10 protein-coding genes and 1 pseudogene are annotated in these 11,876 nt (G+C 69.1%); 3 read left to right on the top strand and 8 right to left on the bottom strand.

From position 1 onward, the window contains the following. Nucleotides 1-38 precede the first annotated feature (38 nt). Complete coding sequence (locus tag C8D87_RS14935) at nucleotides 39-512, top strand: hypothetical protein (RefSeq protein ID WP_109639321.1); 474 nt, start codon at nucleotides 39-41, stop codon at nucleotides 510-512. A gap of 35 nt (nucleotides 513-547) precedes the next feature. Here C8D87_RS14935 and C8D87_RS14930 read toward each other — a convergent pair whose 3' ends face one another. The 4 genes from C8D87_RS14930 to C8D87_RS14915 all read right to left on the bottom strand — a co-directional run bounded on the left by C8D87_RS14930 (nucleotide 548) and on the right by C8D87_RS14915 (nucleotide 6,131). Continuing rightward, nucleotides 548-1,699, bottom strand: a complete 1,152-nt coding sequence (locus C8D87_RS14930) for an acyl-CoA dehydrogenase family protein (protein WP_109639380.1) — start codon at nucleotides 1,697-1,699, stop codon at nucleotides 548-550. Between the two features lie 5 nt (nucleotides 1,700-1,704). After that, entirely contained in the window at nucleotides 1,705-3,618 is a 1,914-nt protein-coding gene (locus tag C8D87_RS14925; protein ID WP_109639379.1) for an acetyl/propionyl/methylcrotonyl-CoA carboxylase subunit alpha, read from the bottom strand. Between the two features lie 2 nt (nucleotides 3,619-3,620). After that, complete coding sequence (locus C8D87_RS14920; RefSeq protein ID WP_109639320.1) at nucleotides 3,621-5,210, bottom strand: carboxyl transferase domain-containing protein; 1,590 nt, start codon at nucleotides 5,208-5,210, stop codon at nucleotides 3,621-3,623. Between the two features lie 135 nt (nucleotides 5,211-5,345). Continuing rightward, entirely contained in the window at nucleotides 5,346-6,131 is a 786-nt protein-coding gene (locus C8D87_RS14915) for an SGNH/GDSL hydrolase family protein (protein ID WP_112227101.1), read from the bottom strand. A gap of 165 nt (nucleotides 6,132-6,296) precedes the next feature. On the opposite strand from C8D87_RS14915, the gene C8D87_RS14910 reads away from it, so the two are divergent. Together C8D87_RS14910 and C8D87_RS48870 are read left to right on the top strand one after the other, a co-directional pair. Next, nucleotides 6,297-6,869, top strand: coding sequence for an SACE_7040 family transcriptional regulator (locus C8D87_RS14910; RefSeq protein WP_109639318.1), 573 nt, complete (start codon nucleotides 6,297-6,299; stop codon nucleotides 6,867-6,869). Between the two features lie 60 nt (nucleotides 6,870-6,929). Next, a pseudogene (locus tag C8D87_RS48870) lies at nucleotides 6,930-7,394 on the top strand (hypothetical protein); the annotation flags it as partial. A 1,363-nt stretch (nucleotides 7,395-8,757) separates the two neighbouring features. Here the strand turns inward: C8D87_RS48870 and C8D87_RS48865 are convergent. The 4 genes from C8D87_RS48865 to C8D87_RS14890 form a co-directional block, all read right to left on the bottom strand. Continuing rightward, a complete protein-coding gene (locus C8D87_RS48865; RefSeq protein WP_325049672.1) occupies nucleotides 8,758-9,780 on the bottom strand; it encodes an acyltransferase family protein in 1,023 nt (340 codons plus the stop codon). Further along, nucleotides 9,777-10,481 (bottom strand): alpha/beta hydrolase, encoded by a 705-nt coding sequence (locus tag C8D87_RS14900; RefSeq protein ID WP_112227099.1) that lies wholly within the window; start codon nucleotides 10,479-10,481, stop codon nucleotides 9,777-9,779. Before C8D87_RS14900 ends, C8D87_RS48865 begins: the two co-directional genes overlap by 4 nt. A gap of 62 nt (nucleotides 10,482-10,543) precedes the next feature. Next, nucleotides 10,544-11,197, bottom strand: a complete 654-nt coding sequence (locus C8D87_RS14895) for a response regulator (RefSeq protein ID WP_112227098.1) — start codon at nucleotides 11,195-11,197, stop codon at nucleotides 10,544-10,546. Beyond that, nucleotides 11,194-11,763, bottom strand: a complete 570-nt coding sequence (locus tag C8D87_RS14890; RefSeq protein WP_267899870.1) for a sensor histidine kinase — start codon at nucleotides 11,761-11,763, stop codon at nucleotides 11,194-11,196. Before C8D87_RS14890 ends, C8D87_RS14895 begins: the two co-directional genes overlap by 4 nt. Between the last annotated feature and the right edge of the window lie 113 nt (nucleotides 11,764-11,876).

The following is an 11,876-nucleotide window of genomic DNA, read 5'->3' as shown; positions in this document are numbered from 1 at the left end:
TGGCGCAACGATCCCCCCTGAGCAGGAGTCCCCTTCCCATGCGCAAGATCCTGGCCGTGCTCGCCGCGGCCGCACTGGCGTTCGTCTCCGCGACCCCGGCCTCGGCTGCCGTGGTGCTGACCGCCACGGCGTCCGCACCGAGTGATGCCGGTGCCCTGACCGTGAGCTTCCGGATCGGTGGCTTCCCGAACGTCGGCGCCTCCGTGACGGTGCAGACCGCGGCCAAGATGACCGCCGTGTACGCGTGCCAGAACCACGGCGGCAACTTCCCGTCCGACCCCAAGAAGACACAGGTCGTGAGCGCGCTGTCCGCCACGGGCAAGTTCAAGGTCAGCCTGCTCGGCGAGGTCAGCGGCCAGCTGACGATCACCCCGCCGGCGCCGACCCTGACGTGCCCCAAGGGTCAGCACGTCGTGCTGGTGAGCATGTCCTACGACGAGGTCACGGTCGTGTCCGGCTCGACCACGCACAACGTCGCGGGCACCTTCTCCCGCGTCTACCTGAACATCTGACCGGGTGGGGGCCGCTCCGGCGGCCCCCGCTCCGGCTACAGGCCGAGCTCGCGGGCGATCAGCATCTTCTGCACCTCGGAGGTGCCCTCGCCGATCTCCAGGATCTTGGCGTCGCGGTAGAAGCGGCCGACCGGGTACTCGTTCATGAAGCCGTAGCCGCCGAAGATCTGCGTCGCGTCACGGGCGTTGTCCATCGCCGCTTCGGACGACACCAGCTTGGCGATCGCGGCCTGCTTCTTGAACGGCTCACCGCGCAGCATCCGGGACGCAGCCTCGTAGTAGGCCAGCCGCGCGGTGTGCACGCGGGCCTCCATCTCGGCGATCTTGAACTGGATCGCCTGGTACGTGCCGATCTTCGCCCCGAACGTCTCGCGCTCGTGGGCGTAGCGGATCGACTCGTCGACACAGCCCTGGGCGAGGCCGACGGACAGCGCGGCGATGGCGACGCGGCCCTCGTCCAGCGTCCGCAGGAACTGGGCGAAACCGCGGCCGCGCGTGCCGAGCAGGTTCGCGGCGGGCACACGGCAGTCCTGGAAGGACAGTTCACGGGTGTCCGAGGCGCACCAGCCGACCTTGGAGTACTTCTTCGACACCGTGAAGCCCGGGGTGCCGGACGGGACGATGATCGAGGAGATCTCCTTGCGGCCGTCCGGCAGTGTGCCGGTGACCGCGGCGACCGTCACCAGGCCGGTGATGTCCGTGCCGGAGTTCGTGATGAACGCCTTGGTGCCGTTGATGACCCACTCGTCGCCCTCGAGGCGGGCCGTCGTGGCCAGCGCACCCGCGTCCGAACCGCTGCCCGGTTCGGTCAGGCCGAACGCGCCCAGCTTCTGCCCGGAGGTGAGCGACGGCAGCCACTCGGCCTTCTGCTCGTCGGTGCCGAAGCGGTAGATCGGCATCGCGCCCAGCGAGGTCGCCGCCTCCACCGTGATCGCGACGGACGAGTCGACGCGCGCGAGCTCCTCCAGCGTCACGCACAGCGCGAAGTAGTCGCCACCCATGCCGCCGTGCTCTTCGGGGAACGGCAGGCCGAGCAGGCCCATCGCGCCCATCTTCGCCACGATCGGGTAAGGGAACTCGCACCGCTCGTAGTAGTCGCCGATGACCGGGGCCACCTCGTCGCGAGCGAACTCCTCGACGGTCTTGCGCAGGTCCTCGTACTCGCTCGGGAGCCTGAAGTCCAACATCGGTGTCACTCCTCGTGAGAGACGACGAGAGCCAGCACCTGGTCGAGTGCGACCTGCTGGCCTGCTTGCACGTTCACTTCCGCGAGCACGCCGTCGACGGGTGCGGTGACGGTGTGCTCCATCTTCATGGCCTCGACCACGAACAACGCTTGACCGGCGGTCACCTCGTCGCCCTGCGACGCCCGCACCACCAGAACGGTGCCGGGCATCGGCGACTTCACCGGACCACCGGAGGCCGCCGCGCCACCGGAGGCGCCGACCAGGAACTCGGCCTCGGTCAACGCCCAGGAGGCGCCGTCGTGACCGAGCCACAGCACGTCTCCGTCGCGCGCGATCGCGTACCGGCGCGATCCGACGAGCAGGTCGGCGCCTTCCCGGCGAGCCCGCGCACGGACCGGTTCTCCCGCTCCCACAACGACTTCGTCCCCTCGAACCCGCACGTCGACGTCGTTGATCCGCCACGTCGTCCACGCGTGCTCGCCGACGCGCCACCCGGACAGCTGGTCCCACGGGTCGTCGCCACGTGGTTCCATCGACCGTTCCAGACCGGCCGCCACGTACACGTCGTCCGGAATCTCGGCCGTGGTCAACGAGTCCAGTTTCCGCTCGACCAGGCCGGTGTCCAGCGCGCCGGAACGAACGTCCGGATCGCGCAGGAGTGCCCGCAGGAACGGGATGTTCGTCGTGACGCCGAGCAGCACCATCTGCCCCAGCGCGTGATCCAGGCGCCGCAACGCTTCCTCGCGGGTGCGGCCGTGCGCGATCACCTTGGCGAGCATCGGGTCGTAGTCCGAACCGACGACAAGTCCCTCGTACAGACCGGAGTCCACGCGGACGTCGGTCGGCTCGCGCAACGCCAGCACCCGGCCACCGGTCGGCAGGAAGCCGCGCGCCGGGTCCTCCGCGTAGACCCGTGCCTCGACCGAGTGCCCGGTCAGCTCCACGGAGAGGTCCAGCACCTCGCCCGCGGCGACGCGGAGCTGCCACTCGACGAGGTCGACGCCGGTGACCATCTCGGTCACGGGGTGCTCGACCTGCAGCCGGGTGTTCATCTCCATGAAGAAGTAGTCGCCGGACGCCCCGTCCACGATGAACTCGACGGTGCCCGCACCGACGTACCCGACCGAGCGGGCCGCGTCGACCGCCGCGGACCCCATCGCCTCGCGCACCTCCGGCGTGAGGAACGGCGACGGCGCCTCTTCGATGATCTTCTGGTGCCGCCGCTGCAGGCTGCACTCGCGCTCACCGAGGTGGATCACGTTGCCGTGGGAGTCGGCGAGCACCTGGATCTCGATGTGGCGCGGGTTCGTGATGAACCGTTCGATCAGCAGCGTGTCGTCACCGAAAGACCCGCGCGCCTCACGCCGCGCCGACTCGATCGCCTCGCGCAGCGCCGGTTCCTCGTGCACCAGCCGCATGCCCTTGCCACCACCACCGGCGGAAGGCTTGAGCAGCACGGGAAAACCGATCTCCAGAGCCGCGTCGACGATCTCGTCGTCGGACATCCCCTCGCGAGTGCGGCCCGGCACCACGGGAACTCCCGCCGCCGACACCGTCAGCTTCGCGCGGATCTTGTCGCCCATCGCGTCGATGGCCGCCGCGGGCGGACCGACGAACACCACGCCGGCAGCGTCACAAGCCGCCGCGAACGCCGTGTTCTCGGCGAGGAAGCCGTAACCGGGGTGGATCGCCTGCGCCCCGGTGGAAACGGCGGCAGCGACGATCTTCTCGATGGACAGGTAGCTCTCGCGAGCCGCCGCGGGCCCGATCCGCACGGCCTCGTCGGCCAGCCGGACGTGCAACGCATCGGCGTCCGCGTCGGAGTACACGGCGACGGAACGGATCCCGAGCGACCGCAACGCGCGGATCACCCGAACCGCGATCTCCCCGCGGTTCGCCACCAGAACGCTGTCGAACATGATCACATCCGGAAGACGCCGTAGGAAACATCGTCGATGGGGGCGTTCGCCGCGGCGGACAACGCCAGCCCGAGCACCATGCGGGTGTCGCGCGGGTCGATCACGCCGTCGTCCCACAGCCGCGCGGTCGAGTAGTACGGGTTGCCCTGGTCCTCGTACTGCTGGCGGATCGGCGCCTTGAACGCCTCCTCGTCCTCCGCCGACCACTCGTCGCCGAGCTGGTCGCGGCGGACCGTCGCCAGCACCGATGCCGCCTGCTCGCCGCCCATCACGGAAATGCGCGCGTTCGGCCACATCCACAGGAACCGCGGCGAGTACGCCCGGCCGCACATCGAGTAGTTGCCGGCACCGAACGAGCCACCGATGATCACGGTGAACTTGGGGACGCGCGCACAGGCCACCGCGGTGACCATCTTGGCGCCGTGCTTGGCGATGCCACCCGCCTCGTACTCGCGGCCGACCATGAACCCGGTGATGTTCTGCAGGAACACCAGCGGCACGGAACGCTTGTCGCACAGCTGGATGAAATGCGCACCCTTCACCGCGGACTCGCCGAACAGGATGCCGTTGTTGGCGATGATCCCGACCGGGTGCCCGTGGATGCGGGCGAAGCCGGTGACCAGCGTCTGCCCGTACTCCTTCTTGAACTCCTGGAACTTCGAGCCGTCCACGATCCGCGCGATCACCTCACGCACGTCGTAGGGCGTCCGGGAGTCCGTCGGCACGACGCCGTACAGGTCGGAGTCGACGACCGGTGCCTCGACCGGCGCGACGTCCCAGGGGCGCTGCACGCGCGGCCCGAGCGTCGAGACGATCGAGCGGACCATCCGCAGCGCGTGCGCGTCGTTCTCCGCGAGGTGGTCGGTGACGCCGGAGGTGCGCGAGTGCAGGTCACCGCCACCCAGGTCTTCAGCTGAGACGACCTCACCGGTCGCGGCCTTCACCAGCGGCGGGCCGCCGAGGAAGATCGTGCCCTGGTTCCGGACGATGATCGCCTCGTCGCTCATCGCCGGCACGTACGCGCCACCCGCGGTGCACGACCCGAGCACGGCGGCGATCTGCGGGATCCCGCGCGCCGACATCGTGGCCTGGTTGTAGAAGATCCGGCCGAAGTGCTCACGGTCCGGGAACACGTCGTCCTGCTTGGGCAGGAACGCGCCGCCGGAGTCGACCAGGTAGATGCACGGCAGGTTGTTCTGCAGCGCGACTTCCTGCGCGCGCAGGTGCTTCTTGACCGTGATCGGGTAGTAGGTGCCGCCCTTGACCGTGGCGTCGTTCGCGACGATCACGCACTCACGGCCGGAGACCCGCCCGACGCCGGTGATGATGCCCGCGGCCGGTGCCTCGTCGCCGTACATGCCGTTCGCGGCCAGCGGCGACAGCTCCAGGAACGGAGAGCCGGGGTCGACCAGCGTGTCCACCCGCTCGCGCGGCAGCAGCTTGCCGCGGTCGACGTGACGCTGACGTGCCTTCTCAGGACCGCCGAGAGCGGCGGTGGCGAGCTTGCCGCGCAGCTCGTCGACGAGCGCGGTGTGCTCCTTGGCGTAGCGGTCCGACGGCTCGGCGGCGCTGCGCAGGACAGGTGCGTCCATGCTCCCCTGACCTCAGGTTAGCGGGCGTTAACAAAGCCATGTTAGCGCCCGCTAACCTAGCGGTCCACAGGAACGGCTCGAGAGTGACCAGACCGCAGGTCAAGGACCAGATAAGGCACTCTCACGTTCCGGAATCTAGCCGATGACCGCCCGCAATGCGGGCAGGTAACCGCTCTGGTGGCCAGCGCGGTTCGGGTGGTACGACTCGTCGACCGGCCAGCTCAGGCTGTTGAGCCACCAACTCGACGAGCAGATCTCGTGCCCGGTGAACGCCCCGCGCACGTCGATGTAGCTGAACCCGGCCGCCGCGGCCCGCGCGCTGATGGTGTTGTGCAGCGCGTCCGAACCGGAGTTGATCGCGGCCCGCTTCGTGTCGCTCAGACCCACGTTGCACGTGCCGGGCACCTTGTAGATGCGCGGGTAGCCGAGCACGACCACGCGCGCCGACGGGGACTTCGACCTGACCGTGCCGTAGACGTTGTTGAGCAGGCCGGGAAGGGTGTTCGCGATGTAGGCCTTCGACTGGTTCACCCGGTTGACGCAGTCCTGGTCCGACCCGAACGTGCAGGTCGTGATCACATCGGTGAAGCCCGCGTCGTTGCCGCCGACCTGCACCGTGACGAGGTTCGTCGACGTCGTCACCGCCGCGGCCTGGTTGATGACGTCACCCGTGCGCGCTCCCGAGCAGGCGAGGGACCTGAAGCTCGCGGGCGCTGTCGCCGCCGCCCACAGGGCCGGATAGGCGAGCGGACCTCGCTTGCAGCTGCCGCTCGCACCGTCGTACGAGCCTGTGCCCAGCCCGGACGCGTACGAGTCGCCGAGGGCGACGTAGTTGACAGCAGCGGCGCTCGCGGGATTGGCGAGCGCGATGACGGCCGCAGCGGCGGTGACCACTGAGGCGATGAGGTGAGCAGGACGCATCGAAGACTCCCGAAGGGGCCGCAGGGATGTGATGCATTGCACGCCAATGGTTACCCATGGGTAAGACCCGTGTGAAGCATTGGTCAAGAGTCAACAACCGAGGCTTGCTACCTGCGGAAATTCCACCCATCGGACGACTAGGTAAACGGCTGCTAACCTCCCCGTGTGGCTGAGAAACCCTCACGTCGGGACCAGATCCTCACCGCCGCGGCCGAGCTCTTCGCGCGGCACGGCTTCCACGGCGTGGGCATCGACGACATCGGCGCCGCCGTCGGCATCTCAGGCCCCGCCCTGTACCGGCACTTCCGGAGCAAGGACGCGATGCTCGGCGAGATGCTGACGTCGATCTCCGAACGGCTGCTGGACGGCGGCCAGGCGCGCGTGGACGCGGCGTCGAGCCCCGACGAGGCGTTGCAGGCGCTGATCGGCTGGCACGTCGACTTCGCGCTGGACGACCCGGCGCTGATCACCGTGCAGATGCGCAACCTCGCCAACCTCACCGACCCCGACCGGAGGCGGGTGCGCGCTCTGCAGCGGCGCTACGTCGAGGTGTGGGTGGAGACGATCCGGCGGACCGTGCCGGACTTCGACGAGCCGACCGCGCGGGCTGCGGCGCACGCGGTGTTCGGGTTGATCAACTCGACGCCGCACAGCGCGCATCTCGACCGCGACCAGATGGCCGCCCTGTTGTCTCGCATGGCGCTGGCATCGCTCACGCCGGCCGTCGTGACCTCCTAGACGACGGCTGACCTGGCGAACTGGCGAACGGCCGAGACCGTTCCGTAACCTGTCGCGACAATGGGTGCGCGCAAACTCCTCCTCCGGCTCCCGGCCTGGTTCCGGTTCACGGTGATCACGCTCGCGGTGTTCGTGTGCGGAGTGATCGCGTCACGTCCGGCGAGCGACGACAACGGCGTGCCGCCCAGCGGTGACGTGGCGGCCGCGTTCAACGCCGTCAACGCGTTCATCAAGCCGTCGGCGACCCACGACCCGCAGCTCGACCTGCCGTTGGACTTCGCCCAGCAGACGGGTCGTGATCCCAAGACGGTGCGGGTGGCGGACGGGACGCTGCGGGTGGTCGACGCCTCCGGTGGTTGCTCGGGACCCGCCGGCGACACCGAGTGGGACTTCAGCGCCGCGTGCCGTGCGCACGACCTGGGCTACGACCTGTTGCGCTATGCCGAGCACAAGGGTGATCCGCTCGGGCCGGACGCGCGCAGGGAGCTGGACGACAGGCTGGCGAAGGACCTGCACGCGCAGTGCCGGGTGAACCCCCGCGGTGCCGAGCAGACCTGTCACGCGGTCGCAGAGACCTACGCGATGGGGCTGAAGTTCAACTCGTGGCGCCAGCGGTGGGGACCGCCGGGCCACGAACCCGTGGTCGCGTGGGCGTTCGGCAGTGCGGTAGTGGTGTTCCTGCTGCTGGCGCGCCTGCACGGCCGCCGCCGCGACGACGTGTCCGCGAGCGCGAACTCGTTGCCCCTGGTGCTGGCACACGTCCAGCAGGATCGGTACGCGACCTTCCTGCGGCTCTTCAGCACGGGGCTGCTCGTCCTCGGCGAGACCGTCGCGACGCTCGCGCACCTCAGAGGTGTCGGCACGCCGTGGTTGTGGACGTTGCAGGCGGTGCCGTTGTTCTTCTTCGCGGGCGGGCACGCGAACCTGCGGTCGTGGCAGGCGCACGAGGGCGGCTTCGGCTGCTGGGTGTCGAGCCGGACGTCGTGGCTGCTGCGGCCGGTGCTCGCGTTCGTGCTGCTGTGGGTCGTGCTGTTCGCCGCGTTGAACCTGTTGGACGTCAAGGTCGACGCGTACAGCCGCCTGATCACGCACCCGTTGTGGTTCCTCGGCGTCTACCTGCTCGCGGTGGCCGCCACGCCCGCCGCCGCGTGGCTGCACGAGCACTTCCGCCGCACCACGCCGTTCGTGCTGATGCTGGTGACGCTCGTCGTCGAGGTCGCGCGCACCTCGACGGACTGGAAGACCGGCGGGTACGCGAACCTGATCGTCGGCGCGTTGCTGATGCAGCAGCTCGGGTTCTTCTACGCCGACGGCACGCTGCAGAAGGTCTCCCGGCGGGTGCTGGCGGCGCTCGGCGCGATCACGTTGCCCGCGCTCGTGTTCTTCAGCGACTACCCCCGCTCGATGATGGTGCTCGGGGTGGCGCAGGTGTGCCTGGCGCTGCTCGCCCGCGGGCGAGTCACCACGTGGCTGGAAGGCCGTTCGTGGCACGTCGTGAACTTCGCGCGCCGGGCACCGATGACGGTGTACCTCGCCTATCTGGGCGGGGTCGGAGCGGTCGTCGGGTTGCTCGGGCTGTCGCACGCGCCGATCTGGCTGGTGTTCCTGCTCGTGCCGCTCGTCCTGCTGTTCCACCGGTTCGAGTCGCGCATGGTCAAGTTCCCGCGGCTCTCGCACGAGTCGCACCGCACCCGGCTCGCGACCGCGATGGGTGTGGTGTTCGGAACGCTCGGCGTGCTCGGCTTCGTGGTGAGCGGGTTCCTCGGCGACGGGACGCTGGTGCTGCTGCCGGTGGACCCGCTGCAGAACGTCATCCACCTCCTGCTCGGCTGGTACCTGATCCACACGGCCCGCACCGGCAGCTGCGACACCCGGTTGCCGTGGCTGCTCACGGCGCTGGCGTGCGTTCCGCCGATGCTGGCGCTGGAACCGACTCCTCCGGTGGTGGTGCTGCACGCCGCGGCGATCGGCCTCGCAGTGCTCGGAGCCATCCCCAGGTCACAGCCGCGCACACCGGCAGCCACAGCAGTCGTTGCCACACCCAGCCCGGATGATCTGGTGGCTGCTGCAGCCCCGGCAGCGGGCCCCACGCGCTGAGCGCCAGCGTCACGGTGATCAGCGCGCTCTGGTGCGCCAGGAAGATCCCGAGCGCTCGCTCGTTCAGCCACCGCACGGGTTTCGCCGTGCCGAGCCGGGTGAGCCACGGCGCGATCGTGAGCACCAGGCCGATCTGGGCGAACGCGAGCGCGAGGGTCGCGTAGTTCGGCGGGTTCAGGTTGGAGACGGTCGCGCCCGGAATGCCGACCGCCGACAGCGGATAGCCGCCGTACCTCGTCAGCAACGCGTACCCGAGCACGCCCAGGACGAGCAGTGGCGGACCGGGGATCCTCCTGCGCGCCAGCGAGTGGCCGAGCTGCCAGGCCGCCCACCACACCGCGTACGGGAGCACCAGCACCAGCGCGACCGGGACGAGCACACCCCACGAGTACTCGTCCAGCTTGCGCACCAACGGTTTCAGCGCCAGCAGGACCAGGTGGACGATGATGAACCACAGCGGTGTCGTGACCAGGTAACCGATGTTGTAGGCCGTGCCCTGGTCGACACCGCGCATCGACAGTCCGAAGAGCACAGCCGCCCACGCGCCGAGCATCAGCAGCGTTGGTACCGCGAGCTGCTTCAGCCTGACGAGGAAGGGTGTCTGCGAGCGAGCGGCCGCGTAGCCGCCCACGAAGAAGAACAAGCCCAGCGTTTGCAGCACCCACGACACCGGTGTCAGCTCGGGCAAGTGCTTGAGCGGGCTGTCTATGTACATGCCCGTCGGTGTGTCCACGAGCGCGGTCACGAGCCAGTGGCCGAGCACCACCGTGACGACGGCGATCGCACGCACGGTGTCGACAAATGGATTTCTCACGGCCTCTCCCCCGAAGCAATCCGGACGAGCGCCATAAGCGTATCGCTCCCGGGTTCGTAATAGGTGTCGTGTTTCCCGCCCTCGAACCGCAGCACCGTGGCGCCGAAGCCGGCGCCCGCCGGGTCGGTGCCGTGGCCGAGGTCGCCGAGCCTGATGCCGGGGACGAACCGCATCCAGTCGCCGCTGGACCTGATCGCCCACACCTCGGCCTTGGTCCCCAGCTCCGCAACGGACTTCGCCCGCACACCAGGACTTCCGGTGAACACGATGTCGGCCACGTCGAGCTCGTGCGCCGCAAGTCCGACGACGACCGAGCCGTAGCTGTGCCCGAAGACGTGGATGCGCGCGTTGATGTGCAAAGCGCGCACGAACTCCACCAGCGCGGCCGCGCCCGTTCGGGCCAGCCCACCGGTCGCGGCGTCGACCCCGAGCCCCTGCGGCGTCCGGTATCCGAGCCAGGCGATCACCGCGAGGTCGTCGCGGTGCGCCTGCTCGTACAGGTTGGTCGCCATCTTCCCGACGGTGCGGTCGAACCTGTCGACGTCCACATCGGACCCGGGCACGACGATCACGACGTCGCGCGCGGTGGCGAGATCACCGACGATCGCGACCCGGCGGGCGACGTCGGCACGCCACTGAGCGATCGACGGCGTGACCGACGGAACGGCGATCAGCAGGAGGAACAGGACGGCTCGGCGCATGAACCGAAACTAGGAAGACGACACCTGCGAGATCGTCCCTCCGGCGTGCTGTCTTGCCGTTGCTACCCCGGTACCACGAGCCCGCTCTCGTAAGCCGCGATCACGGCCTGGGCGCGGTCGCGGAGACCGAGTTTGGTGAGCACGCGGCTCACGTGCGTCTTGACCGTCTGCTCGGCGAGCACGAGGTGCGCGGCGATCTCGGTGTTCGACAGGCCCTGCGCGATCAGCACGAGGATCTCGGTCTCGCGTTCGGTCAGCACCTCGAGCCGGGCCGGCCGGACGCGGTCGGCGCGGCGGGCCTTCACGAAGTCCTCGATCAGCCGCTTGGTGATGGACGGCGCCAGCAGCGCTTCTCCCGCCGCCACAACGCGGACGGCGTTGAGCAGTTCACGGGAGGGCGCGTGCTTGAGCAGGAACCCGCTCGCGCCGGCCTGCAACGCCTCGTAGACGTAGTCGTCCAGGTCGAACGTGGTCAGCACGAGAACCTTCGTGGACACCGCGCCGTCCAGCAACAACCGCGTCGCCGTGAGACCGTCCATCTCGGGCATCCGGACGTCCATCAGCACGACGTCCGGTTTGACGTTGCGCGCGAGTGCGACACCCTCGACGCCGTTGCCCGCGGCACCGACGACCTCGATGTCCTCCTGCGAGTCGAGCAGCGCGGAGAACCCCTCGCGCACCATCTCCTGGTCGTCGACCACGACCACCCTGATCACTTGTCCCCCAACGGAATCCTCGCCCGCACCATGAACCCGCCGTCCTCGGTGGACTTCACGGTCAGCGTGCCACCGTGCACCGCCACCCGTTCCCGCATGCCCACCAGGCCCTGCCCGCTGCCACCGCCCATCGACGGTCCCCCGGCGGTGTTGATCACCAGCACGTCGAGCTGGTCGTCGTTCCTGTGCACGTGGACGGACGCCTTCGAGCCGGGCGCGTGCCTGGTGGCGTTCGTGAGCGCCTCCTGCACGATCCGGTACGCGGTGAGCCCGACCGCCTCCGGCACGTCGTCCACGTCGACCTCAGCCTCGTCACCGGGCCTCGCCAGCTCGGGAATGCGGCTGATGCCCGGCTGCGGCTCACGTTCCAGCTCCTGGCCGTTGGTCCGCAGCACGCCCAGCAGGCGTTGCATGTCGGTGATGGCCTCGCGCGCCGCCTGGCCGAGTTCCGCGAACTCCTGCTCGGCTTCCTCGTTCAGTCCCTTTAGGCGGTAGGGCGCGGTCTCACACCTGACCACCACCATCGACATGTGGTGCGCCACGACGTCGTGCATCTCGCGCGCGATGCGGGCACGTTCCTCGAGTGAGGTTCACCCCGAACGGTGGACGGGGCGTAAGAGATTCAGGCAGCCGCTCGGAGTGAATTCTCGTAGTCGCTGGGACTGCGCATCCCGAGCTT

The organism is Lentzea atacamensis, from assembly GCF_003269295.1.
Classification (GTDB): Bacteria; Actinomycetota; Actinomycetes; order Mycobacteriales; family Pseudonocardiaceae; genus Lentzea; species Lentzea atacamensis.
The sequence above is the reverse complement of the archived record's forward strand: the minus strand, read 5'-3'. Positions and strand labels throughout refer to the sequence as shown.

What these genes read in the sequence shown, in the direction of transcription:
- C8D87_RS14935 (WP_109639321.1), top strand. Translation starts at nt 39, where the DNA reads ATGCGCAAGATCCTGGCCGTGCTCGCCGCGGCCGCACTGGCGTTCGTC.
- C8D87_RS14930 (WP_109639380.1), bottom strand. Translation starts at nt 1,699, where the DNA reads ATGTTGGACTTCAGGCTCCCGAGCGAGTACGAGGACCTGCGCAAGACC.
- C8D87_RS14925 (WP_109639379.1), bottom strand. Translation starts at nt 3,618, where the DNA reads ATGTTCGACAGCGTTCTGGTGGCGAACCGCGGGGAGATCGCGGTTCGG.
- C8D87_RS14920 (WP_109639320.1), bottom strand. Translation starts at nt 5,210, where the DNA reads ATGGACGCACCTGTCCTGCGCAGCGCCGCCGAGCCGTCGGACCGCTAC.
- C8D87_RS14915 (WP_112227101.1), bottom strand. Translation starts at nt 6,131, where the DNA reads ATGCGTCCTGCTCACCTCATCGCCTCAGTGGTCACCGCCGCTGCGGCC.
- C8D87_RS14900 (WP_112227099.1), bottom strand. Translation starts at nt 10,481, where the DNA reads ATGCGCCGAGCCGTCCTGTTCCTCCTGCTGATCGCCGTTCCGTCGGTC.